The sequence below is a fragment of the Mesorhizobium sp. M0045 genome, assembly GCF_040323385.1.
Taxonomy (GTDB): domain Bacteria; phylum Pseudomonadota; class Alphaproteobacteria; order Rhizobiales; family Rhizobiaceae; genus Mesorhizobium.
Genome location: NZ_JAMYUY010000014.1, coordinates 15,615 through 40,456, shown reverse-complemented (window position 1 = coordinate 40,456; position 24,842 = coordinate 15,615). Strand labels below are relative to the sequence as shown.

24 protein-coding genes are annotated in these 24,842 nt (G+C 63.3%); 18 read left to right on the top strand and 6 right to left on the bottom strand.

Annotated features, from left to right (window positions below):
- Positions 1–64 precede the first annotated feature (64 nt).
- The 4 genes from fabF to fabD form a co-directional block, all read right to left on the bottom strand.
- The gene (fabF, locus tag NKJ72_RS21170) at positions 65–1,327 is read right to left on the bottom strand and encodes a beta-ketoacyl-ACP synthase II (RefSeq protein WP_352479234.1); all 1,263 of its coding nucleotides are present in this window, start codon (positions 1,325–1,327) and stop codon (positions 65–67) included.
- Between the two features lie 34 nt (positions 1,328–1,361).
- Complete coding sequence (locus NKJ72_RS21165) at positions 1,362–1,598, bottom strand: acyl carrier protein (RefSeq protein ID WP_006203723.1); 237 nt, start codon at positions 1,596–1,598, stop codon at positions 1,362–1,364.
- Between the two features lie 187 nt (positions 1,599–1,785).
- A complete protein-coding gene (gene fabG / locus NKJ72_RS21160; RefSeq protein ID WP_352453223.1) occupies positions 1,786–2,523 on the bottom strand; it encodes a 3-oxoacyl-[acyl-carrier-protein] reductase in 738 nt (245 codons plus the stop codon).
- Positions 2,524–2,583: 60 nt separating this feature from the next.
- Positions 2,584–3,549, bottom strand: a complete 966-nt coding sequence (gene fabD / locus NKJ72_RS21155; protein ID WP_352479233.1) for an ACP S-malonyltransferase — start codon at positions 3,547–3,549, stop codon at positions 2,584–2,586.
- Between the two features lie 247 nt (positions 3,550–3,796).
- On the opposite strand from fabD, the gene NKJ72_RS21150 reads away from it, so the two are divergent.
- The 15 genes from NKJ72_RS21150 (at position 3,797) to NKJ72_RS21080 (ending at position 18,990) form a co-directional block, all read left to right on the top strand.
- Positions 3,797–5,722, top strand: a complete 1,926-nt coding sequence (locus tag NKJ72_RS21150) for an LTA synthase family protein (protein ID WP_352479232.1) — start codon at positions 3,797–3,799, stop codon at positions 5,720–5,722.
- Positions 5,723–6,543: 821 nt separating this feature from the next.
- Positions 6,544–7,035: a 30S ribosomal protein S6 gene (rpsF, locus tag NKJ72_RS21145; RefSeq protein ID WP_352479231.1), complete on the top strand. Its 492-nt coding sequence runs from the start codon at positions 6,544–6,546 to the stop codon at positions 7,033–7,035.
- Entirely contained in the window at positions 7,035–7,283 is a 249-nt protein-coding gene (gene rpsR / locus NKJ72_RS21140; protein WP_006203718.1) for a 30S ribosomal protein S18, read from the top strand. Before rpsF ends, rpsR begins: the two co-directional genes overlap by 1 nt.
- Positions 7,284–7,496: 213 nt before the next feature.
- Positions 7,497–8,081: a 50S ribosomal protein L9 gene (gene rplI / locus NKJ72_RS21135; protein ID WP_254820243.1), complete on the top strand. Its 585-nt coding sequence runs from the start codon at positions 7,497–7,499 to the stop codon at positions 8,079–8,081.
- 153 nt (positions 8,082–8,234) lie between these two features.
- Entirely contained in the window at positions 8,235–9,524 is a 1,290-nt protein-coding gene (locus NKJ72_RS21130; protein WP_352479230.1) for a cyclopropane fatty acid synthase, read from the top strand.
- 80 nt (positions 9,525–9,604) lie between these two features.
- Positions 9,605–9,928 carry a YnfA family protein gene (locus NKJ72_RS21125; RefSeq protein ID WP_352479229.1) on the top strand — a complete coding sequence of 108 codons (324 nt, stop codon included), beginning with the start codon at positions 9,605–9,607 and terminating at the stop codon, positions 9,926–9,928.
- A 3-nt stretch (positions 9,929–9,931) separates the two neighbouring features.
- Positions 9,932–10,900, top strand: a complete 969-nt coding sequence (locus NKJ72_RS21120; protein ID WP_352479228.1) for a small ribosomal subunit Rsm22 family protein — start codon at positions 9,932–9,934, stop codon at positions 10,898–10,900.
- A gap of 207 nt (positions 10,901–11,107) precedes the next feature.
- Positions 11,108–12,598: a replicative DNA helicase gene (locus NKJ72_RS21115; protein ID WP_023677714.1), complete on the top strand. Its 1,491-nt coding sequence runs from the start codon at positions 11,108–11,110 to the stop codon at positions 12,596–12,598.
- 1 nt (position 12,599) lies between these two features.
- Positions 12,600–13,112 carry a hypothetical protein gene (locus tag NKJ72_RS21110; protein ID WP_352479227.1) on the top strand — a complete coding sequence of 171 codons (513 nt, stop codon included), beginning with the start codon at positions 12,600–12,602 and terminating at the stop codon, positions 13,110–13,112.
- 256 nt (positions 13,113–13,368) lie between these two features.
- Entirely contained in the window at positions 13,369–14,787 is a 1,419-nt protein-coding gene (radA, locus tag NKJ72_RS21105) for a DNA repair protein RadA (RefSeq protein WP_254820239.1), read from the top strand.
- 46 nt (positions 14,788–14,833) lie between these two features.
- Positions 14,834–15,505, top strand: coding sequence for a CvpA family protein (locus NKJ72_RS21100; protein WP_254820238.1), 672 nt, complete (start codon positions 14,834–14,836; stop codon positions 15,503–15,505).
- A gap of 132 nt (positions 15,506–15,637) precedes the next feature.
- Positions 15,638–17,107, top strand: coding sequence for an amidophosphoribosyltransferase (purF, locus tag NKJ72_RS21095; RefSeq protein ID WP_352479226.1), 1,470 nt, complete (start codon positions 15,638–15,640; stop codon positions 17,105–17,107).
- A gap of 74 nt (positions 17,108–17,181) precedes the next feature.
- Positions 17,182–17,922 (top strand): SDR family NAD(P)-dependent oxidoreductase, encoded by a 741-nt coding sequence (locus NKJ72_RS21090; RefSeq protein ID WP_352479225.1) that lies wholly within the window; start codon positions 17,182–17,184, stop codon positions 17,920–17,922.
- Between the two features lie 80 nt (positions 17,923–18,002).
- Positions 18,003–18,632, top strand: coding sequence for a hypothetical protein (locus tag NKJ72_RS21085; RefSeq protein WP_352479224.1), 630 nt, complete (start codon positions 18,003–18,005; stop codon positions 18,630–18,632).
- Between the two features lie 136 nt (positions 18,633–18,768).
- Positions 18,769–18,990 carry a hypothetical protein gene (locus NKJ72_RS21080; protein ID WP_352479223.1) on the top strand — a complete coding sequence of 74 codons (222 nt, stop codon included), beginning with the start codon at positions 18,769–18,771 and terminating at the stop codon, positions 18,988–18,990.
- A gap of 166 nt (positions 18,991–19,156) precedes the next feature.
- Here the strand turns inward: NKJ72_RS21080 and NKJ72_RS21075 are convergent, their stop codons facing one another.
- Complete coding sequence (locus NKJ72_RS21075; protein WP_352479222.1) at positions 19,157–19,663, bottom strand: OsmC family protein; 507 nt, start codon at positions 19,661–19,663, stop codon at positions 19,157–19,159.
- A gap of 346 nt (positions 19,664–20,009) precedes the next feature.
- Between NKJ72_RS21075 and NKJ72_RS21070 the strand changes: the two genes are divergently transcribed.
- Positions 20,010–20,960 (top strand): DMT family transporter, encoded by a 951-nt coding sequence (locus NKJ72_RS21070; RefSeq protein WP_352479221.1) that lies wholly within the window; start codon positions 20,010–20,012, stop codon positions 20,958–20,960.
- Between the two features lie 129 nt (positions 20,961–21,089).
- Here the strand turns inward: NKJ72_RS21070 and NKJ72_RS21065 are convergent, their stop codons facing one another.
- Positions 21,090–21,944, bottom strand: coding sequence for a LysR substrate-binding domain-containing protein (locus NKJ72_RS21065; protein ID WP_352479220.1), 855 nt, complete (start codon positions 21,942–21,944; stop codon positions 21,090–21,092).
- 113 nt (positions 21,945–22,057) lie between these two features.
- Here NKJ72_RS21065 and NKJ72_RS21060 point away from each other — a divergent pair, with 113 nt between their 5' ends.
- Positions 22,058–22,465, top strand: coding sequence for a tautomerase family protein (locus NKJ72_RS21060; protein WP_352479219.1), 408 nt, complete (start codon positions 22,058–22,060; stop codon positions 22,463–22,465).
- Between the two features lie 139 nt (positions 22,466–22,604).
- Entirely contained in the window at positions 22,605–24,827 is a 2,223-nt protein-coding gene (locus tag NKJ72_RS21055) for an AMP-binding protein (RefSeq protein ID WP_352479218.1), read from the top strand.
- Positions 24,828–24,842: the final 15 nt, after the last annotated feature.

Here is a 24,842-nt window from a genome sequence, read left to right as displayed (position 1 = left end):
TCCCCTCGGGCAGAGTAGGGGCGAATATGGCAAAATTGACGGCAGACGGAAACCGGCAGAGCGGTCAGCCATTGTAGCGCTGGAAGACGAGCGAGGCGTTGGTGCCACCGAAGCCGAAGGAGTTGGACAGCGCCACGTCGATCTGCCGGGCTCGCGGCTTGTGCGGCACCAGGTCGATCGCCGTTTCGCGCTCCGGATTGTCGAGATTGATGGTCGGCGGCGCGATGTTGTCGCGAATGGCGAGGATCGAAAAGATCGCCTCGGCAGCACCAGCCGCGCCCAGCAGGTGGCCAATCGACGATTTGGTCGACGACATCGATATCTTAGAGGCGGCGTTGCCGACCAGCCGCTCGACGGCGCCGAGTTCGATCGTGTCGGCCATGGTCGATGTGCCGTGCGCGTTGATGTAGTCGACATCTGCGGGCGTCAGCTTCGCCCGGTTTAGCGCCGCTGTCATGCAACGGAAAGCGCCGTCGCCATCCTCGGCAGGCGCGGTGATGTGATAGGCGTCGCCGGTCAGACCGTAGCCGGTGACCTCGGCATAGATCTTGGCGCCGCGGGCCTTGGCGTGTTCGAGTTCCTCGAGCACGACAACACCGGCGCCCTCGCCCATGACGAAGCCGTCGCGATCGCGATCATAGGGGCGCGAGGCCGTTTGCGGCGCGTCGTTGCGCTCGGTGGAGAGCGCGCGGCAAGCGGCGAACCCGGCGATCGACAGTCTCGTGACCGGCGCTTCGGCGCCGCCTGCGACCATAACGTCTGCATCGCCCCAAATGATCAGGCGAGCGGCGTCGCCGATGGCGTGCGCACCGGTCGAGCAAGCGGTGACGACGGCGTGGTTTGGGCCTTTCAGCCCATGCCGGATCGAGACCTGGCCGGAGACGAGGTTGATGATCTGGCCGGGGATGAAGAATGGGCTGATGCGGCGCGGGCCGCGTTCCTTGAGGATCATCGCATTCTCGGCGATGCCTTCGATGCCGCCGATGCCCGAACCGATCAGCACGCCGGTGGCGCACTGTTCCTCGTGCGTCTTCGGCTGCCAGCCGGAATCCTTGAGTGCCTCGTCGGCGGCCGCGATCCCGTACAGGATAAAATCGCCGATCTTGCGCAGTTCCTTCGGCTCGAGAACGGCTTCAGGATTGAAAGTGGCGTTGGAGCCGTCACCGCGCGGAATGGAGTGGGCGACCTTGCAGGCAAGGTCTTCCACCTCGAATTCGGTGATGCGCTTGGCTGCGCTGCGGCCGGTCAGAAGCTCCTTCCAGCTGTGCTCGAAGCCCATGCCGAACGGCGAAAGCAGCCCAAGGCCCGTGACGACGACACGCCTCATCGCAGGTCCTCCTCGGTGATGACTGCAAATAGCGTCAGGCCGAGGCCTTGTCGATGTATTTCACCGCATCGCCAACAGTCAGGATGGTCTCGGCGGCGTCGTCCGGGATCTCGACACCGAACTCTTCTTCGAACGCCATGACAAGTTCAACCGTGTCGAGGCTGTCCGCGCCCAGATCATCGATGAAGCTCGCCTGCTCCGTCACCTTGTCGGCATCGACGCCAAGGTGCTCGATGACGATCTTCTTGACGCGCTCTGCGGTGTCACTCATTTGGGCATCCTCGTCTTTTGGTTGTCTGTCTTCGTTAGCGGGCAGAATGCCGCTAATCAAGCTGAAAGATGGTCCTGCCGGAAACGCAGCGGAACAGGACCGGTTTTTGCCCGAACCGCCGGGTTGCGGGCGGCATTACACGAAAAATCCCGTGCATCCAAGACGGAATGAAGCGTTTTCCCAAGTGTTAGATCATTGCCATGCCGCCATTCACATGAATGGTCTGGCCGGTGACGTAGGCTGCCTCGTTGGAAGCGAGGTAGGCGACGGCAGAGGCGACTTCGGCGCCCGTGCCCATGCGCCGGGTCGGGATCGCCGCCATGATCGCCTCTTTCTGCTTGTCGTTGAGCTTGGCGGTCATCGCCGATTCGATGAAGCCCGGGGCGACGCAGTTGACGGTAATATTGCGGGTGGCGATCTCCTGCGCCAGCGATTTGGAAAAGCCGATCATACCGGCTTTGGAGGCGCAGTAATTGGTCTGGCCGGGATTGCCGGTGACGCCAACCACTGAAGTGATGTTGATGATGCGGCCATGGCGGCGCCGCATCATCGGATGGGTAAGCTCGCGGGTCAGCCGGAACACGGCGGTCAGGTTGACCTCGAGCACGCTATCCCAGTCGGCGTCAGCCATGCGCACGAACAACCCGTCCTTGGTGATGCCGGCATTGTTGACGAGGATGTCGACGCCTTCGAGGTCGGCCTCCGCCTTCTGGCCGAGCGCCTTGACGTCGTCGCGGTTGGAAAGATTGGCCGGGAAAAGCTTGACCCGGTCGCCCAGTTCGGCGGCCAGCGCCTCCAATTTCTCGATACGTGTACCATGCAGGCCGACGATGGCGCCCTGGCCGTGCAGCACACGGGCGATCGCCTCGCCGATACCTCCCGATGCGCCGGTGACGAGCGCCTTGCGGCCGGTCAATTCGAACATTCTTGCCTCCTGATCTGAGCGAACACCCTTTGCATGGAGCGGTGTCAAATCGCCAGTTGATTATGCAAGCGCCGCCAGCGCCGCCTCGACATCCGCCGCGGATCCGATGGCAGTGGTGGCAATATCGCGGTTGATGCGGCGGGCCAGCCCCGACAGCACCTTGCCGGCGCCCACTTCGTAAAGCGTCGCAACGCCGTTGCTGCCGAACCACTCCACCGTTTCGCGCCAGCGCACGCGCCCGATCACCTGTTCGACGAGGCGGCGGGCAATCTCGTCAGGATCGCTCGTCGGGGTCACCGTAACATTCGAGACCAGCGGCACGACCGGCGCACGCTTCGTCACGGCGGCCAGCGCCTCCCGCATGATCTCGGCCGCAGGCTTCATCAATGCCGAATGGAAGGGCGCCGAGACCTGCAGCATCAGCGCCCGCTTGGCGCCCTTCTCCGTGCATAGCTTTGCCGCCAGTTCGACCGCCGGCCTGGCGCCGGAGATCACCAGCTGGCCGCCGCCATTGTCGTTGGCGATCTGGCAAACCAAGGCTTGCGCAGGATCTTTGGCGGTGCCTTGGGCGGCCTCTGCGCAAGCGGCCTCGACGTCGGCCTGTTCCAACCCGATGATCGCCGCCATGGCGCCCTCGCCGGCCGGTACAGCCGCCTGCATGGCATTGCCGCGGATACGCAACAGCCGGGCGGCGTCGGCGACCGAAACGAAACCAGCGGCCGCAAGTGCCGAATATTCACCGAGCGAATGGCCGGCGACATAGGTGACCTTGCCGTTCAGGGAGAAGCCGCGCGCCTCCAGCGCCCGGACTGCGGCGAGTGACACCGCCATCAGCGCCGGCTGAGCATTGGCGGTCAGCGTCAGCGTCTCTTCCGGGCCTTCCCAGATCAGCTGCGATAGTTTTTCACCGAGCGCGTCGTCGACTTCCTCGAAGATCCGCCGCGATTCCACAAAAGTATCGGCGAGGTCCTTGCCCATGCCGACGGCCTGGCTGCCCTGCCCCGGAAAGGTGAATGCGATGGCCATGGTCGGCTCCCAGCTGCTGGTTCTCGCTGCCTGTGACGCAAGGCGTGCGCCCAAGTCAAGTCCAACCTTGACCGCTCAGCGTCGGCCGAGTGCCTGTTTCGGCAGGCTTTTTGGCGATCACTCATGATGAAAACCGCTCACGATTTGTTTGTTGGCTCTTCTTATTTCCGCCGCAGGCGCTAGGCTTTGCGTGACAGTTCGATGACAATCGAGTGACGCCTTTGTTGCGGGCCGGGGAACTATTGAAGTGGCAAAGACCAAGCAGAGCGCAGCCGAGGCGGCGCCACAGTTTCTTGAAGGCGATCCGTCGACTGGCTATCTGCCGGCGCGCAGATGGCCTGTCATCCGCTATGGCCTTATCAGCTTGCTGGCTGCGGCCATCCTGGTGTTTGCCATCGAACTGATCGTGCGCGGCAACTTTGCCGGCACCATTGATTTCTTTCTGCAGCCTTTCAAACCCGGCTGGACCACGATCATCATTTTTGCGCTGATCCTCATCGGCCTCGACGCCGTGCTCGGCCGCAGCCATCAGAGCCTGATGATCGTCGCGCCGCTGACATTGTCGCTGGCGTTCGTCGGCCACCAGAAGTCGCTCTATCTCGGCGATCCGCTCTATCCGACCGATTTCCTCTATTCCCGGCAGATCGTGGCACTGATGCCGCTCCTGGTCCGCGACCGCCCAGGAACCGCCATTGCCCTGGCGATCGGCATCGTCGGCGGGCTGTCGCTGCTCGTCTATGGCTGGCGGTTATGGCGCCGCCGCGTTCCGGCGCTCAGCCACAAGGGCCGCCTTGCCCGGCTGACGCTGACGGTGCCGCTGATCGCTTTCTTCGTCTCCATCATGGACTATGCCACCTTCTCGTGGACGCGCGACCGGCTGCAGATCATCCCGATTATGTGGGACCAGAAGGAAAACTATGCCTCGAACGGTTTTGCGCTCGCCTTCGCGCTGAACGTCCCGATGGCGCATGTCTCGGCGCCGCCCGGCTATTCCGACAAGGCGATCGAAGCGATCGGCAAACCGCAGGTGATCGCCTCGGTACCTGCCGAGAAGCCCGACATCATCGTCGTGATGAGCGAATCCTTCTGGGATCCGACCAAGCTGCCCGGCGTCACCATCACACCCGACCCTATCCCCAATGTGCGGGCACTGCGCACGGGCTACATGTTCTCGCCCGAGTTCGGCGGCATGACGGCCAACATCGAGTTCGAGGCCCTGACCGGCTTTTCCAACGCCTTCCTGCCGGCGGGCAGCATTCCCTACCAGCAATATGTGCGGACACCGACTCCCTCGCTGGCGACCTTCCTGAAAAGTCAGGGCTACCGGGCGCGCGCCATCCATCCCGGCACCAACTGGTTCTGGAATCGGGGGGCCGTCTATGCCGATTTCGGCTTCAACGACTTCAAGTCCGAGGAGACGTTGCCGCCCATGCAGAAGCGCGGACCGCTCGCGTCGGACGCAGCGATGACCGACGAGATCATCCGCGAAGCCGATACCAGCGCCGAGCCGGTCTTCTTTTTCGCCGTCAGCCTGCAGAACCACGGGCCGTATGAGCCGTATCGCTATATCAATCCGACCCACAAGGTGCAGGCGCCGATCAGCCAATGGGCACGTGAATCGCTGTTGAGCTACGCCGAAGGCTCTTCCGATGCGGACCGCGGCCTCGAGCGGCTGATCGAATGGGCGAAGAAACGCGAGCGGCCGACCGTCATCGCATTCTTCGGCGATCACCTGCCGCCGCTTGGGCCGGTCTACGTCGAGACCGGTTTCCTGAAGGACAATGTCGCGCCGCGCAAGGAGGCGGCCGACCAGATGCTGCAGCACCACCAGACGCCATTGATCGTCTGGTCGAACCGCAGCGGCCCGGCCGAGGATCTGGGCGTCGTCAGCCCGGCCTTCCTGCCCTACCATATCCTGAAAACGGCCGGCATCAGCCATCCGTATTACACCGGCTTCCTCGGCCAGTTGCGAGAGCGCTACCGCGTCATCGACCGTAATTTGCTGTTGGCACCGGGAGGCGACGCCACCCCCGATTGGTCGCGTAAGAAAGAGATCGACCCGGCAATCCGCGACTTCCGTCTGCTGCAATACGACATGATGTTCGGCAAGCGCCATGCGGCGCCCGATTTCTTCCCCGAAACCACAGGCAAAGTGGCTGCGCACACGAGCTGAGGCAGCTGAAGTTGCAGCGTGATGCGCGAACTCCGATCGTGTCGTCGAGAGACGGGAATTGTTGCAGCTGACTGCCGACTGCGTAGAGCTGTTCGATTTGTTGGCGTTACCTCGATCGTCTCCCGCGATTATACGAACAGGGCATCCGGTTTGTTTTGTCAGGCGAGGAAAACATTCTTGGGTCCGGGCAGGAAATGCGTAAGACCTTGCGAATGAGGCCAGCAGCCCAATAAAACCGGACAACTCGCGTGCAACTCATCTGCTTACGACACGTCGGCCGTTTGCCCTGTCGGTAGCAAATCAAGTTGTCCGGTTTGGTAGTCCGCTTCAGTTTTGCGTCGAAGCGGTTCACGCGGCTTGCCCCGTGCGGCAGGTTTCTTGGATTATGGCGCCGTCGGGCGTGTATCGGGCGATGCGGCGGGGCCCGTGGAAGACGGCGAGCGTCCCATCAGGGTATTGCCTGACCTTAACCGCGGCCCCAGCCTCCCTTTGGCTGGCGATAAAACCGGACAACTCATGTGCTACCTAATCCGGACAACTCATCTGCTTACGACACGTCGGCCGTTTGCCCTTGCCTTGCAGCCAAATTCCTGTATAGACGCCCGCAATCTGCCGGTCCTTGCTGGGGGCTGAACGGAGGGCCGGAGGTTTTTCGAAACCTTCGCGTGAAGCCAGAAGCGCTTCCGCCTCCCGTGTCTCCGCTCTCGACCGTCTCGTCATGCTCCTTTCTTCCCCGCCTTCGCAAGGATTGCGGGTCAGAGAAGTTGCAGAGGCTTTTGCCGCCGGGAACCGGGAGAGAAACGAAGAAAGGCACGAACACTATGGCTCTATACGAACATGTGTTTCTTGCTCGGCAGGACCTCTCGCAGCAGCAGGTCGATGCGCTTGTCGAACAGTACAAGGGCGTCATCACCGCGAATGGCGGGTCCGTCGGCCGGGTCGAGAACTGGGGACTGAAGTCCCTCACCTACCGGGTCAACAAGAACCGGAAGGCATATTATACACTCATGGACATCACCTGCCCCCCGGCCGCGCTCAACGAAATGGAGCGCCAGATGGGTCTGTCCGAGGACGTACTGCGTTTCCTGACCATCAAGGTCGATGCGCATGAGGAAGGTCCGTCGGCAATGATGCAGAAGCGCGAAGAGCGGTCGGAACGCGGCGGCTTCGGCGACCGCGACCGTGGCCCGCGCTCATTCGGCGACCGCGATCGCGGTGACCGCAGTGATCGTCCGCCGCGCAGCTTCGGCGATGGCGGTGCCGATCGTGGCCCGCGCCGTCCGCGCGAAGGCTTTGAAGGAGCGGCAGAATAATGGTCGACATCAATCAGATCCCAACCCGGCGCCCCTTCCACCGCCGCCGCAAGACTTGCCCGTTCTCTGGCGCCAACGCGCCGAAGATCGACTACAAGGACGTGCGGCTTCTGCAGCGCTACATTTCGGAGCGCGGCAAGATCGTGCCATCGCGCATCACCGCCGTCAGCCAGAAGAAGCAGCGCGAACTCGCCAAGGCGATCAAGCGTGCCCGCTTCCTCGGCCTGCTGCCTTACGTGGTCCGCTAAATCTACGCGGGCGGTTCGCCGCCCGCTTTTTGTCACCGGCCACGACGGGCGTAGCCGGATCGAACACCAAATCCCGGGTTGGATTTCGACAAGAGATCCTAACTGCCGCGACAGGCAGGACAGCGACACAGGCGGCGACGCCCAGCTTCCTGACCTGTTCCAGACAACTCGGCGCCGATCCTGAGGATAGCGCCCAAGCGAAGGAACAAAACCATGGAAGTCATTCTTCTCGAACGCGTTTCCCGCCTCGGCCAGATGGGCGACACCGTCAAGGTCAAGGACGGATTCGCCCGCAATTTCCTGTTGCCGCAGGGCAAGGCGCTGCGCGCCAACGAAGCTAACAAGAAGAAGTTCGAGGGACAGCGGGCGCAACTGGAAGCCCGCAACCTGGAGCGCAAGTCCGAGGCCGCGCAGATTGCAGAAAAGCTCGACGGCAAGAGCTTCATCGCCGTGCGCTCGGCCGGCGAGACCGGTCAGCTTTATGGTTCGGTCTCGACACGCGACATCGCCGAGCTGGTGACGGCGGAAGGTTTTTCGGTCAACCGCAACCAGATCCTGCTCAACCAGCCGATCAAGACCATTGGCGTCACCAATGTGGCGATCGCGCTGCATCCGGAGGTCGAGGTTACCATCACGCTCAACATTGCCCGCACGGCCGACGAAGCCGAGCGCCAGGCCAAGGGCGAAACGCTGACAACCGCCGAAGCCATCTACGGCGAGGACATCAACGATAATGCGCGGCCGGAAAACTTCTTCGATCCGAATGCGGAGTTCGAGGGCGGCGAAGACAACGGCTGATCGTCATTCGTCGGCATTCGCCGGCTAATCGCTATTCTGGACCAATGCCCGGGCCTCGTACCCGGGCATTTTTATGCCAAATGGAACTTTTCGAACCCCTATATCTTGATGCAGAATAAGACAGCCTGTCTGACCGAGAGGGGACATTTGGTCATGAATATTCTGCTGAAACGCATTCTCGACCGCCTGGTCCGCACAGGCAATCTCAAGGTGACAGGGCCGCAAGGCTCGATGGTGACTTTCGGTGACGGCAGCGGCGAGCCGGTGCACATGCATATCAAGACAAGGCATGCCGAGCGCGCCATCACTTTCGATCCGATGCTGGCGGTGCCGGAAGCCTACATGGACGGTGAACTCGACATTCTCGAGGGCGGCGTGCTGGGGGTGATGCGCATTGCGTTCCAGAACATGGGCAGCGGCGGTATCGATGCCACCTGGTCGAAAGCGATCGAAGGTCTGCGCCACGCCTTCCGGCGCCTGCAGCAGATCAACACGGCGTCGCGGGCGCGCCGCAACGTGCAGCGCCATTACGATCTGTCGGGCGACCTCTACCGCCTCTTCCTCGATGAGGACATGCAATATTCCTGCGCTTATTTCGAGCAGCCGGATATGACCCTCGACGAGGCACAAGCGGCCAAGAAGCGCCATATTGCCGCCAAGCTCAGGCTGAGGGCCGGCCAGACGGTGCTCGATATCGGCTCCGGCTGGGGTGGGCTTGGGCTTTATCTCGCCAAGGCGTTCGACGTCGACGTACAGGGCGTGACGCTGTCGACCGAGCAGCACGGCGTCGCCACCGACCGCGCCCATGCGCAAGGCCTGCAAAACCGGGTTCATTTCGACATCAAGGACTATCGCGAACTCAATGAACGTTTCGATCGCATCGTCTCGGTCGGCATGTTCGAGCATGTCGGCGTCAATCATTTCCGCACCTTCTTCGACAAGTCGGCGACGCTGCTGAAGCCGGACGGCGTCATGCTGCTGCATACGATCGGCCGCTCCGGCGTGCCGTGGGCGACCAGCGCCTTCATCCGCAAATACATCTTCCCGGGCGGCTATATTCCGTCGCTCTCCGAAGTGATGCCGGCCATCGAAAAATCGGGGCTCGTCGTCACCGACATCGAGGTTCTGCGGCTGCATTATGCCGAGACGCTGAAGCATTGGGGCGAACGCTTCGCGGCCAACCGCGACAAGGCCAAGGCGATTTATGACGAGCGCTTCTGCCGTATGTGGGAGTTCTATCTTGCCGCCTCGGAAGCTGCCTTCCGCTGGCAGGATCTGGTGATCTTCCAGATCCAGATTACCAAGAAGAACGACACGCTGCCGATGACGCGCGACTACATGGCCAATTGTGAGAAGGCGCTGGAGATGCGCGATCTTGGACGTCGTGAAAAGGCTCCGGCGGCCAAGCCCGCTCGTCGCCGCAAAGTGGCGGATCCGGAGTAGGCGGCCGGCGATCGCGCCATTGCCGCTTGCCATTGCCGGCTGGCACGCTGAAAAGGCTCCCGTCAACGCGGGACCTTTTTATGACCTACCTCCTCTACGTCGCTGCCGCACTTGCCGAGATCGCCGGCTGCTTTTCGTTCTGGGCATGGTGGCGGCTGGAAAAATCGCCGCTGTGGTTGGCGCCCGGTCTCGTCTCGCTGGTGCTATTCGCGTGTCTGCTGGCGCTGGTCGACACGAGCGCGGCGGGCCGGGCCTACGCCGCCTATGGCGGCATCTACATTGCCGCCTCGCTGGCCTGGCTGTGGCTGGCCGAAGGCGTGCACCCCGACCGCTGGGATCTTGCCGGTGCCGCGATCTGCATCGTAGGCGCCTTGGTTATTCTGCTCTCACCTCGGACTGCCTAAGCGATGGAACTGCCCGTCCCGCTTAGACAAGGCGTCGACCGCCTTCTCGAACAGGTGCCGTTGCCGGTGCTTAAGCAAGCGGCAAAGACCCTGTCAGACCGCTACCGCGCAGAGTTGCGCGACGGTCGCCTGCACATGGCCGAAGACATTGCGGTGAAGGCCTATCTGGCAACGCGGCTGCCGGCGACCTATGCTGCCGTCCGCGCCAGCCTCGACGCGGTAAGCGAGGCGCGGCCCGATTATGCTCCGAGAACCCTGCTCGATGTCGGCGCCGGCCCTGGCACGGTGCTTTGGGCCACAACGAATCTCTGGCCGGATCTCCAACAGGCGGTGCTGCTCGAGGCCGGCGCCGCCGTGCGAAGGGTCGGCGAAGCACTTGCCGCGCATGCGATCACGGCCAGGACCGCCTGGCGGACCGGCGACGTCACCGTCGACCTGGTCGATCTGGAGCCGGCCGAGCTGGTGACTTCAGCATATGTGCTGGATGAGATCGCGCCGGCATCGCTGGCAAAACTCGTCGACCGGCTCTGGCAGCTGACCGCCGACACGCTGCTGGTGGTCGAGCCGGGCACGCCGGCCGGCTGGCAGCGTATTCTTGCCGTGCGGCGGCAGCTGATCGATACGGGGGCGCACGTGCTTGCGCCCTGCCCGCATGAGGCGCCCTGCCCGCTCGTCGCTCCCGACTGGTGCCATTTCGCCCGCCGCGTCGCCCGCTCGCGCCTGCACCGTCTGGCCAAGGATGCCGAGGTGCCGTGGGAGGACGAGAAATTCATCTTTGTCGCGGCTTCCCGCCATCCGGCCGCTCCGCCTCGAGCGCGAGTGATCGCACCGCCGAAGTCGGGCTCCGGCAAGGTCTTGCTGAAGCTTTGCCAACGGGATGGGAGTGCTGCCGAGCGACTGTTCACCAAGCGCGATGGCGAGACGTTCAAGGCCGCGCGGCGACTGGACTGGGGTGATGCCTTGTCGGAATGACCGACCGCTATTTTCCTGTTTTGTTCTCGCCAAAGAACGGCTAGGCTCGCCATCTTGATTCGAGTCAATTGAGATTCTTTCCACCGAAAGAACCTGGCTGTGAATCGCGGGCATCAAAGTTGGTTGGTTGGGGACTGATGCAGATAAGTCATCACCGACTTGTCTCGTTCTGATATCGAGAGACCGGGGATCAGGACCGGGGACATCATGGCAGAGGCAGCACGAAAATTCGGCGTGGCGGAAACACCGCTCTATCGCGAGGCGCCGAACAATATCGAGGCCGAGCAGGCGCTGCTCGGCGCCATACTGGTCAACAACGATGCCTTCTACCGCGTCTCCGACTTCCTGAAGCCCGGCCATTTCTACGAGCCGCTGCATAGAAAGATCTTCGAGGTCGCGGCTGAGCTCATCCGCATGGGCAAGATCGCGACGCCAATCACGCTGAAGACCTTCCTGCCGGCCGACGAGAAGGTCGGCGACATGACGGTGGCGCAATATGTCGTGCGGTTGGCGGTCGAGGCCGTCACGGTCGTCAACGCCACCGACTATGGCCGCGCCATCTACGATCTGGCCACGCGGCGCGCGCTGATCACGGTCGGCGAGGACATGGTCAACATCGCCTATGACGCGCCGGTCGACATGTCGCCCTCCGACCAAATCGAGGATGCCGAGCGGCGCCTGTTCGAGTTGGCCGAGACCGGCCGCTATGATGGCGGCTTCGAGAGCTTCACCGACGCCGTCAAGACCGCCGTCGACATGGCCAATGCCGCCTATATGCGCGACGGGCATCTGTCGGGCGTCGCCACCGGCTTGCGCGACCTCGACCGCCGCATGGGCGGCCTGCAGTCGTCCGACCTGATCATCATTGCGGGGCGCCCCGGCATGGGCAAGACCTCGCTCGCCACCAATATCGCCTTCAATATCGCCGAGGCCTACGTCCCAGCGCAGCAGGCCGACGGGTCGTTCAAAGCGGCCAATGGCGGCGTCGTCGGCTTCTTTTCGCTCGAAATGTCGTCCGAACAGCTGGCCACCCGCATCATCTCCGAACAGACCGAAATCCCGTCGTCGAAAATCCGGCGCGGCGAGATCAGCGAGATGGATTTCGAAAAGCTCGTCGCGTGCTCGCAGACGATGCAGAAAATCCCGCTGTTCATCGATCAGACCGGCGGCATTTCCATTGCTCAGCTGTCTGCCCGGGCACGTCGCCTGAAGCGCCAGCGCGGCCTCGACGTCATCGTCATCGACTATATCCAGCTGATGCAGGGGTCGAGCGCGAAATCATCGCAAAACCGCGTCCAGGAGATCACCGAGATCACCACCGGGCTCAAGGCGCTGGCCAAGGAGCTGGCGGTGCCGATCATTGCGCTGTCGCAGCTGTCGCGCCAGGTCGAGAGCCGCGACGACAAGCGCCCGCAGCTTTCGGATCTGCGCGAATCCGGTTCGATCGAGCAGGACGCCGACGTGGTGCTGTTCGTCTACCGCGAGGAATACTACCTGAAGAACCGCGAGCCGAAGCCGGGCACCGACGAATACATCAAATGGGAACACGAGATGAACGAAATGCGCGGCAAGGCCGAAGTCATCGTCGCCAAGCAGCGCCACGGCCCAACGGGGTCGGTCAGCCTCGCCTTCCAGGGCGAGTTCACCCGCTTCTCGGATCTTGCCGAGGAGCATCATTTGCCGGATCGGTTTGAGTAGCATGGGTAACCACTTCAGATGCGCCGCCGTTCTTGCTTTTGCGCTCATTGGCGCGGTTGCCGCCCTCGCAACCGCCTCTGCTTGTTCCATGCCTCCAGATTGGACGCCGCAGCGAGCGTTTGCGGAGGCCTCCCTGGTATTCCGAGGCATGGTTACTGAAACTGAGCTTAGCCCAATCAAACTTGGAACTGTTCCGCCTGATGAGGGTGATGGCCGAATACTGGTTAACGTACGATACGAGATTGCCGAGGTGTTCAAGGGCAAACCGGAACCGAATGGCGTGGTCTCCACGACCACTCTGATCATGGGTGGATGCGGTGTGCCTGTTCTGGCCGGGCAGAATTTCCTGTTTTACGTGGATGCGATCACTGAGGAAGCGCGGAAAGCGGAGCCGGAGTTTGCCACCCAGACACAGGGCATGATTTCCATCTACAACTCGCAGATGCTGCCACCCAACCCGGAATTGCTCGACGAGGCGCTTGCCGAAGTTCGCGCTCTCGCCAAGAAGCACTGAATTTGAACCAGCTCGCTAAACCACGCCCCGAAAATGCGGTCGGCGCTCTACGGCGCCCCCCTCTGTCCTGCCGGACATCTCCCCCACATGGGGGGAGATTGGCTGTCACTCGCGACGCCACTCTTTTTTGCGACGCGGAAAATTGGCGAAATCCTACGTTCAGTCCGATCTCCCCCCAAGTGGGGGAGATGTCCGGCAGGACAGAGGGGGGCGCTGTTCCGCCGACCTGTCTTTCAATTGTCGCAGGCCGCGCCTGATGGCCAAGTCCCGCGTCCAGTTCATTTGCCAGAATTGTGGTTCGGTGCATCAGCGCTGGGCCGGCAAATGCGATGCCTGCGGCGAGTGGAATACGCTGGTCGAGGAAGGCACGTCCGGCGGCATAGGCTCGGGTCCGGCCAACACCCGCAATGCGCGCAAGGGCCGCGCCGTGGTGCTGACGACGCTGTCCGGCGACATCGAGGATGCGCCGCGCATTGTCTCCGGCATCGGCGAGCTCGACCGCGCCACAGGCGGCGGCTTCGTGCGCGGCTCGGCGCTACTGGTCGGCGGCGATCCCGGCATCGGCAAGTCGACGCTGCTCACCCAGGCCGCGGCCGCGCTGGCGGCAAAGGGCCACCGCATCGTCTACGTCTCGGGCGAAGAGGCGGTCGCCCAGATCAGGCTGCGCGCCCAGCGGCTCGGCGTCGCCGACACCCCGGTCGAGCTCGCCGCCGAGACCAATGTCGAGGACATCCTCGCCACCATCGCCGACGGCAAGCGGCCGGATCTGGTCATTCTCGATTCGATCCAGACGCTGTGGACCGACATGGCCGATTCGGCGCCCGGCACGGTGACCCAGGTGCGTGCCGCTGCCCAAGCGATGATCCGCTATGCAAAATCCACAGGGGCGGCGATCGTTCTGGTCGGCCATGTCACCAAGGAGGGCCAGATCGCCGGCCCACGCGTCGTCGAGCACATGGTCGACGCGGTGCTCTATTTCGAGGGCGAAGGCGGCCACCACTTCCGTATCCTGCGCACGGTCAAGAATCGATTCGGGCCAACCGACGAGATCGGCGTCTTCGAAATGTCGGACAAGGGCTTGCGGGAAGTCGCCAACCCGTCCGAGCTTTTCCTCGGCGAGCGCCATGCGAAGTCGCCGGGTGCCGCGGTTTTCGCCGGCATGGAGGGCACACGGCCGGTGCTGGTCGAGATCCAGGCGCTGGTGGCGCCGTCGACGCTGGGCACGCCGCGCCGCGCCGTCGTCGGCTGGGACGGTGCCCGGCTATCGATGATCCTGGCGGTTCTGGAAGCTCATTGCGGCGTCCGCTTCGGCACCCACGACGTCTATCTCAACGTTGCCGGCGGCTACCGCATTTCGGAGCCGGCGGCCGACCTGGCAGTGGCGGCGGCACTGGTTTCCTCGCTCACCGGTCTTGCCCTTCCCGCCGATTGCGTCTATTTCGGCGAAATCAGCCTTTCGGGTGCGGTGAGGCCGGTTGCGCACGCGCAGCAGCGCCTCAAGGAAGCCGAAAAGCTGGGTTTCGGAAGCGCGGTTCTGCCCTTGGGCAGCGAGGAACTTGTCGGTGGTAATGGGGTCGGGGGGATCGGAGCCGGCGCTTTCCAGCCCACCGAGCTTGCCGATCTCGTGGCGCGCATAGCCGGCTCACGGCGCAGCCGCGTCGACGAGCGAGAGTGATGCGGCTCGTCGAGCCGCGAAAAAGAGATCGGAGTGGGGCGAAAACATGCCGATTACGCTGCTTGACGGAATTCTCGTCGGCTTCACCCTGGTCTCGGCGATGCTCGCCATGGTTCGAGGCTTTTCGCGCGAGATCCTGTCGATCATCTCCTGGGCAGCCGCTGCAGCGGCCGCCTTCTTCTTCTACAAGCCGGTGCTGCCTTACATTCAGCCCTATATCGACAACGAAAAGGCCGCCATGGCAGCGGCCGCCGGTATCGTCTTCATTGTCGCGCTGATCGTCGTTTCGGTCATCACCATGAAGCTCGCCGACTGGATCATCGATTCCAGGATCGGCGCGCTCGATCGTACACTTGGCTTCCTCTATGGCGCGGCGCGCGGTATCCTGGTCGTCGCTGTTGCGCTGCTTTTCTTCAATTGGCTGGCCGGCGCCAAGGCCCCAGGCTGGATTGCCAACGCCAAGTCAAAGCCGCTGCTCGAATCGATCGGCGCCAAGCTCGAAAGCCTGCTGCCCGAGGATCCGGAAAACGCTATCCTCAACAAGCTCAATCCGAATCAGCCAGCCACCGAGACGCCTCTGGCCCCAGACGCGCCTGCAGCGGAAGCACCTGCCGCCGGCGACGACGCCACCGCTCCGGCACCCGATGACAGCGACGCGCCACCGGCCGACAATGCGCCCGCGACGCCGGCACCTGCAAACCCGGCGCCGGCAAACTGATTTCGACAGACTTGCCAATCTGCAGACTTGGCGAGGCATCAAGACTGACGATCATGCGAACGCCGCACGACGTGCGTTGCTTTCGATGCGCTATGACCTTATATGGCGACTTTAGCGGAGCTTGAGCCCTCAATGGCAGACGCAGACGACGTGCTTTCCGCCGAAGCCGACGACCATTTCCACGACGAATGCGGCGTGTTCGGCATTTTCGGCCGGCAGGACGCCGCAGCCATCGTAACGCTCGGCCTGCATGCGTTGCAGCATCGAGGCCAGGAAGCGGCCGGCATCGTTTCCTACGACGGCACCCAATTCCATGTAGAACGCCATGTCGGCCTGATCGGCGACACCTTCACCAAGCAGCGTGTCATCGACAGCCTGCAAGGCAACCGTGCCATCGGCCACACGCGCTATGCCACCACCGGCGGCTCCGGCCTGCGCAACATCCAGCCTTTCTTCGCCGAACTTGCCGATGGCGGCTTTGCCGTCGCCCACAACGGCAATCTCACCAACGCCATGACCGTGCAGCGCGCGCTACAGAAGCAAGGCGCCATCTTCTCTTCCACCTCCGATACCGAGACGCTCTTGCATCTGGTTGCCACCAGCAAGGAGCGCGACCTGAATTCGCGCTTTATCGATGCGGTGCGCCAGGTCGAAGGCGCCTTCTCGCTGGTGGCGATGACGTCCAAGAAGATGATCGGCTGCCGCGATCCGCTCGGCATCCGCCCGCTGGTACTCGGCGATCTCGACGGTGCCTGGATCCTCGCCTCGGAGACCTGTGCGCTCGATATCATCGGGGCGCGTTTCGTGCGTGACCTGAAGCCCGGCGAAATGGTCGTCGTCACCAGCAAGGGGATCGAAAGCCTGTTCCCGTTCGAGCCGCAGAAGACCCGCTTCTGCATTTTCGAATATGTCTATTTCGCGCGGCCGGATTCGTCTGTCGAAGGCCGCAATGTCTACGAAGTGCGCAAGCGCATCGGCGCCGAGCTGGCCCTGGAAAGCCCAGTCGAGGCGGACATCGTCGTGCCGGTACCGGATTCGGGCACGCCGGCGGCGATCGGCTTCTCGCAGGCCGCGGGCATTCCGTTCGAGCTCGGCATCATCCGCAACCACTATGTCGGTCGTACCTTCATTCAGCCCGGCGATTCGATCCGCCACATGGGCGTCAAGCTGAAGCACAACGCCAATCGCCGCATGATCGAAGGCAAGCGTGTGGTGTTGGTTGACGATTCCATTGTGCGCGGCACCACCAGCCAGAAGATCGTGCAGATGGTGCGCGATGCCGGCGCGAAGGAAGTGCATATGCGCATTGCCTCGCCGCCGACGCGCGCCTCCTGCTTTTACGGCGTCGACACGCCGGAGAAATCGAAGCTGCTGGCATCGCGCATGTCGGTGGAGGAGATGGCCGAGTTCATCCGCGTCGATTCGCTCGGCTTCCTCTCGATAGACGGGCTCTATCGCGCCGTCGGCGAAGCCGGCCGCGACAACGAGCAGCCGCAATTCTGCGACGCCTGCTTCACCGGTCAGTATCCGACCCGGCTTGCCGATTTCGAAGGCTCCGACAATGTGCGCACGCTGTCGCTGTTAGCGGCCGGCGGGTCGTAGGCCTTGCCGGTCCGTTTGTCTCCGTCCCCTTGGCCCCTTACGGCGGCTTCACCTTGCCTGTCGGAATCCATCGTATGAGCCTTGACCTCTCCGGCCGCGTTGCGGTCGTCACCGGCGCGTCGCGCGGTATCGGCTATTTCATCGCCAGGGAGCTTGCCGCGGCCGGTGCGCATGTGATTGCGGTTGCTCGCACCGTCGGCGGCTTGGAAGAACTCGACGACCAGATCAAGGCAGGTGGCGGACAGGCGACGCTGGCCCCGCTCGATCTTGCCGACATGGCGGGGATCGACCGGCTGGGCGGCGCCATCCACGAGCGCTGGGGCAAGCTCGATATACTGGTCGCCAACGCCGCTGTGCTCGGCGTCATCGCCCCGATCGGCCATGTCGAGGCCAAGACCTTCGAGAAGGTGATGACCATCAACGTCACCGCAACATGGCGGCTGATCCGCTCGGTCGACCCGCTGCTCAGGCTTTCCGATGCCGGCCGTGCTATCGTGCTTTCCTCCAGCCTTGCCCACTCCGCACGCGCCTTCTGGGCGCCTTATGCGGCGTCGAAGGCGGCGGTCGAGGCCATGACGCGTTCATGGGCGCATGAGACCGAAAACCTGCCGCTCAGGGTCAATGCCGCCGATCCCGGGGCAACGCGCACCGCGATGCGGGCGCAGGCCGTACCCGGCGAGGATCCTGAAACACTGCCGCACCCTTCGGAGATCGCCAAGCGTATCGTGCCGCTGGCCAGCCCTATGCTCAAGGAGACCGGGCTGATCTTCCAGGCCAAGCACAATCGCTTTGTCGCCTACCGGCAGCCGGAGTAGCCACACATCGCATTTTGCCGGAAGAATTGCGCCGGCACCAACGTTGTTCGGGTGCCACAATTCGAGGAACGGAGGACCATATGCGGAGACTGCTTCTCTTGACTGCCACCGCGCTGCTTGCAGTTATCGGCGCCACGTCGTCGCAGGAGGCAACGATGAGCTTTTTCGTCACCAGCGTCGGCTCCGGCAAAGGCGCCGATCTCGGCGGTGTGGCCGGCGCCGACGCCCATTGTAGTTCACTGGCCGAAGCCGCGGGCGTTACCGGCAAGACATGGCGCGCTTATCTCTCGACCAGCGATACCGATGCACGCGACCGTATCGGCAAAGGCCCGTGGTTCAACGCCAAGGGCGTCAAGATCGCCGATGATGTCGCTTCCTTGCATAGCGATGCCAACGCCATCACCAAAAAGACGGCACTCGACGAAAAGGGCCAAATGGTCAACGGCCGCGGCGACACGCCCAACCGGCACGACGTGTTGACCGGCTCCAAGCCGGATGGCACGAAAATAGCCGACCAGACCTGCGGCGACTGGACGCTGAGCGGAGCAGAAGGTGTGGCGATGATGGGTCATCACGATCGTACCGGCCTCGATGATTCGGCAGCCGCCAAATCGTGGAATTCCTCGCATGCGTCACGCGGTGGCTGCAGCCAGGAGGCGCTGAAGGGCACCGGCGGCGACGGCCTGTTCTATTGTTTTGCGGTGAACTGAACCACAGCCGGAAAACGACCGACATCACGCGGCTGTGATGCCGTGGCTTAACGCCGCGCTTTGGCCCAGCTTTCGCCGCTGGGCCGGAGTTGCTAGGATCGTGCGACTCCCAAACAAGCAGAGCGAGGAAATACTCATGGCGGCACCGAGCGCAGCGTTAGTCTGGTATCTGGTGATCGCCGGCCCGCAAGGCGGCATGGTCGTGCTGCCCAGCACATTCGACACCCGCGAACAGTGCGCCTTCGCCATAACCGAATACCAGAAGCAACCGACGCCGGCCGGCTGGTCGGTGCAGTGCGTGCCGAGCGCCTCGCCCTTCGCCGACGAGGGCGACGCCGAGGAGCCGTCGGCGCAGTAGGAGAACGTGATCTCCCCCCTTGAGGGACCCTTGGGGGGACATGGCCGACAGGCCAGGCTGGTCCGACCGCGCTCGGCCTGCTGCAGCGGTTGGCACTTCACGCGAGACAACCCCTCTGTCGCCTTCGGCGACATCTCCCCCTGAGGGACCCTCAAGGGGGAGATCGTCAGCGTCGCGCGCTGACCGTCAGCTCCGGCTTCTGGCTGATGGTCTGAAACACCACGCAGTAGCGCTCGGTCAGCTTGAGCAGCGCATCGATGCGCTCCTGCGGTTCGTCGGTGTCGAGCCCAAATGTCAGCCGGATGGCGCGGAAGCCAACCGGCGCATCCCTCGCCACGCCAAGCGTGCCGCGAAAGTCGAGATCGCCTTCGGCTTCCACCGTGGCGGCCCCAAGCTTGAATTCCAGCGCCGTCGCCACTGCCTTCAGCGTGACACCGGCGCAAGCCACCAGCGCTTCCAGAAGCATGTCGCCGGAGCAGAGTTCGAGCCCGGTGCCGCCGGTCGCCGGATGCAGCCCTGCAATGGCAATCGCCCTGCCCGTCTCGACCTTGCAGGCGATCGATTGGTCGTCGATCGAGCCCTTGGCCTTGAGGGTAATCAGCGCGCGCGAGGCGTCGTCGCGATAGGCCTCCTTCAGCGGCGCCTGCATGGCCTTCAATGCGATCGCGTCCATTTCATTTCTCTCCCATAGTTGTCTGGCTTCGCCGCTTAACGGCGGTGTCGCCTGCCCCAAACGCAAGTCCCCGCTGGCGTAGCGCTTGGCAGGGTTTCGCCCGTATAGCCGGACGATACGGATGCCCGACATCCAACGCCTTCACACCCTCTCTCGCAACACATTCGTAAGGCCGCCGGACATATGGCCGATATCGCCACCCTGGAAACCCGCGAAAGGGTTCTTGCGGGCATCCTGTTCAACGGCGCTGCCGTCTGCTGTTTCGATGCACGACGCCTCGATCAAGCTGACACTATGGTGTCAGGACGGGGCAGCGTAAGCTGGTGAAATGACGGAATCGCTGGACATGTCAGGCACAGTGGAAAGCGCCCGCGAACGTACCCTCGGCATCATCCTGGTCTCGGCATCGGCGGCCGTCTTCGGCCTCACCGGCGTGCTGACCAAATCGATCCATGCCGACCCGCTGACCATCACCTGCTGGCGCGGCTTCGTCGGCTCGATCCTGATCAGCCTTTATGTGCTATGGCGTCGCCAGCGCTCCGGCGGTCGCGACAGCCTGCGGCTCGGCTGGCGCGGCTGGCTGCTGGCGATCGAGGGCGCGCTCGCCAGCATCGCCTTCATCTCGGCGTTCACCTTTGTCGCCAATGTCGCGATCATCTACGCCACCGCACCCTTCGTCACCGCGCTGCTTGCCTTCATGCTGGTCCGCGAGCCGTTCCGGCTGCAGACGCTTGCCGCCGCCGCCGTGTCACTGTGCGGTGTGGCGATCATGGTCTGGTCCGGCTTCGGCACCGGCCATCTGTTCGGCGACGGGTTGGCGCTGCTGATGACGATCGGCAGTGCCCTCTACATGATCATGGTGCGGGCCTTCCGCGACACGCCGGTGGTGTGGGCGGGTGCCGTGTCGGCGTTCCTCCTGTTCGTGCTCGGCTGGCTCATCGCCGAGCCGCTGGCCGTCTCGGCCTGGGATGCTGTGCTTCTAGCCACCTTCGGCGCCTCGTTCGCGCTGGCCTCGATCTTGTGGACGGAGGGCACCCGGCTTATTCCGGCGGCCGAGTCCGGATTGCTGGGCTCGGCCGAAGTGCCATTCGCGATCCTGTTTGCCTTCCTGTTCCTCGCGGAGATCCCGCCGGCAGCCAGCATGCTCGGCGGGGCCATCGTGCTTTGCGCGGTGTTCGCTCACGCCGGCCGAGACTGGCTCATGGCTAGGCAGCGCGCAGAGGATGCAGGACCGATCCTCGCCGCGTCCGAGGGCGAGTTGGCGGTCCGATCACGAGAAGTCCGTTCCTCAAAATAAATTTGAAAAGTCATGGAACCATCATAGGGCTCAGTCATTATGGCTGCGACGGGCCACCCCAAGTCCCCCCAAACCCCTCGGCCCGTCCTACTCAGAGCCGACCGCAAGGTCGGCTTTTTCTTTGCTGGCTCAGTTGGCCAAGGCTAGGTTGCCGCTGAACAACGCGGCCAGATCCTGCGCTGGCCGATCGGCATCCTCACGCAAGCGGATGGCGAATTCGGCGACCGGCACTGGCGGCAGATCAAGATCGCGCGGCGCCTCGACGATGCCGGAATGAGCGAAGCGCGCAGTCCTCAACGTCAAGGCGATGCCGGCGTGCACTGCCGTGCGCAGGCCGGCAAGGCTGGCACTGCCGGCAGCAATGCGGTAGCGACGGCCGGCCGCATCGAGTGCACTGGTCGCCGCTTCCCGAAACCCGCAATGAGGATCGAGCAGTGCCAAGGGCAGTTCGTCATGGCGGGTGGCCAGCCCATTCTGTGAGCAAAGCCAGATCATCGGTTCCTTGAGCACGCCGACTTCGTCGCGTGTCGCCACCTGCCGCATGGCAATGGCCAGATCAAGGGTGCCGGCCTGCAAAGCCTGCGCCAGTTCAGCGGAACGGCCGACGCGCAATTCGATCCTGACGCGCGGATGGCTGACAGCGAAAGCCCTGAGAAGCTGCGGCAAGCCGCTGTCGGCGAAGTCCTGCGTGGTGCCGATGGCGACGCGCCCGTCGGCACGCGCCCCTTTGAGGGCCAGCCACGCCTCGCGGTGCGCGGCAAGGATGCGACGCGCGTGGCCGACCAGATCCTCGCCTGCCGGCGTCAGACCGCGCCCTCGCCCCTGCGGCACCAGCAGCGCTTCGCCGACAACATCCTCCAGCCGCTGCATCTGCGCGGTCACTGCGGACGGGGAGCGGCCGACGATCGACGCGGCCCGCGCCAGGGAACCGCCATCGACGAAAGCGAGGAAAGTCTTGAGGAGGTCGGGATCGAACATCTGCATAATTCGACACTATCAAAGTGTTTATCAAAAACAATTCGATTTTTTTGATTTAGTAATGATGGCACGATTTTATCGACGGCGAGAAACGCCGCTTGAAGCCGAGGAGAAGAAACATGCCGATCATCAATGTCAGCGTCACCGGCAAACCCGATGCCGGTTTGTCAGCCGCCATTGCCAAGGAGGTGACCGAACTGACGGCCATGCATCTGCGCAAAGATGCAACGATTACAGCTGTTGCCATTTCCTATCACGACCCCGAGCACTGGTTCGCCGGCGGCAAGTCGCTGGCCGAGCATGGCGCCAACACGGCTTGGCTCGACATCAAGGTTGTCGACGGCACCAACACCAAGCTCGAGCTGGAGGCGTATCTGCAGGCAATTTTTGCCGCATTCGGCCGGCTTCTGGGCAAGGTGCATGAGGAAAGCTACGCCCTCGTGCATGAAGTGCCTGCGGCCGCCTATGGCTTTGGCGGCAAGACGCAGGAATTCCGCTTCATCAGCGGAAGGATGAAAGCGGCGTAGCTGCGATAGGCAGCCGAATCCAGTGATGACAGGAGAAAAGGAAAATGGAGCCGCATTGACGTTGATCCAACTTCGGCTAGGTTCTCACCCGAAGCGGCCACTGAAGAGCCGTGACGTGAGATTGTTGGGAGATGCGGCGATGATCCTGACACTGGCGCTGCTTGCGGGTCTTGTCGCGGCCTGGCTGCTGATCGGCGTGGTGGAGACGTTCCGCCTCGGCCTGCGTTTGAGCCAGGCGCTGCTCTACGTGCCGTTCAAGCTCGCCTACCGGATCAGCGACGAGCGCATCAAGATTGCCCGCAAGTCGGCGGCCCCGGTCATCTACGTCGTTTGGCATCAGTCACGCATCGAGCCGGCGCTGATGCTGTCGCTGCTGCCGGAGGACACGCTGCACATCCTCGACCAGGCTTCGGCCAGGTCGCCGTGGCTGGAGCCGTGGCGTGAGCTCGGCCGCACCATCGCCTTCAACGCCGAGCATGTCTTCGTCAGCCGCAGATTGGTGCGGGTGCTGAAGGGCAAGGGCCGGCTCGCCGTTTACCTGCCGGATGCGGTCGAGCCCGACGTCAAGTCGTTTCGGTTGTTTCGCGCCATCACCCGTATCGCCATGCAGGCCGACGCGCGCATCGTGCCGATCTTCGTTGCCGGCGCACGCAGCCTGCCGGCTTCACTGACGCCGGCGGACAAGGCGCCCCGCCACTGGTTTCCGCAGCTGTCGATCAGCGTGCTGGAGCCGATGACCATTGCCGAGCTGGTGGCGCGGAATCCCGATCAGGCCTCCAACACAAATGCGTTGTTCGATCGCTTCGCTGAGGCCAGGCTTTTCGGCAACGATCTCGATCGCGGCCTGTTTCTTGCCATGCGCGATGCCGCCGACCGGGTTGGCGCTTCGCATCCAATTGTCGAGGACGTCATTGGTGGCGCGCTGAGCTACCGGAAAATGTTCATCGGCGCCAGGGTTTTGGGCCACCGCTTCGAGGCAATAACAGCGCCGGGCGAAGCGGTTGGGCTGCTCCTGCCCAACGCCAATGGGGTCGTGCTGTCGTTCGTCGGACTTTTGTCGGCTGCGCGGGTGGCAGCAATGATCAACTATACCGCCGGCCCGGCCAGCGTCACCGCCGCCGTCCGCACGGCGATGATCCGCACCGTGGTCTCCTCACGCGCCTTTGTCGAAAAGGCCAACCTCGCCGACATCGTCGAGGCGGTGGAAAAAGGCGGGGCGAAACTGTTGTGGCTGGAGGATGTTCGCGCAAGCGTGACCGTGCTGGACAAGGCCGCAGCCGCCTTGCTGTGGCGCTGGCCGCTGCAGCGCCAGGATGCGGCCAAGCCGGCGGTGATCCTGTTCACCTCCGGCTCGGAAGGCACGCCCAAGGCCGTGGTGCTGTCGCACCGGAACCTTCTTGCCAATGCGATGCAGGCGGAAGCCCGCATCACCATCTCGCCTGCCGACATCCTGCTCAACGTGCTGCCGGTGTTCCACTCGTTCGGGTTAACCGGCGGCACCATCCTGCCGCTGGTCACCGGAGTAAAGCTGTTCCTCTACCCGTCACCGCTCCACTACAAACTTATTCCGGAGGTGGCGCGCAAGGTCCGGCCAACGGTGATGTTCGGCACCGACACGTTCCTCGCCAACTATGCCCGCACCGCCAAGGACGACGATTTTTCCAGCCTGCGCTTCGTCGTGGCCGGTGCCGAGGCGGTGAAGCCGGAGACGCGCCGGGTTTACCGCGAGCGCTTCCAGGCCGAGATCATCGAAGGTTTTGGCTTGACCGAGGCCGCACCGGTGGTTGCCGTCAACACTGCCATCCACGGCCGCGACGGAACGGTCGGGCGGCTGCTGCCGGCCATGCGCATGAAACTCGAACCGGTCGAAGGCATTAGCGACGCCGGCCGGCTGTGGCTCGACGGGCCGAACCTGATGATGGGCTACATGACCGCCGATAGGCCGGGCGAGCTGCAGCCGCTCGAAGGCTGGCACGACACCGGCGATATCGTTTCGGTCGATCGCGAAGGCTTCATCACCATTCGCGGCCGCGCCAAGCGCTTCGCCAAGATAGCCGGCGAGATGGTATCACTTGGTGCGGTCGAGATGCTGGTGCAGTCGCTGTGGCCAGAAGAGCATCACGCCGTGGTGGCAGTGCCGGACAAGCGGCGCGGCGAGCGCCTCGTTCTGGTCACCACCGCCGCCAATGCGGATCCCGACGAATTGCGCGAATTCGGCAAAAAAGCCGGGGCGGCCGAACTGATGGTGCCGAACGACATCGTCAAGGTCGAAGAGATCCCGGTGCTGGGCTCCGGCAAGACCGACTATGTCTCGACTAGAAAGCTGGCGCTCGAGAGGCTGGGACTGAGCGCAGCCGCCTGAGGTTTGCTGTCGAAA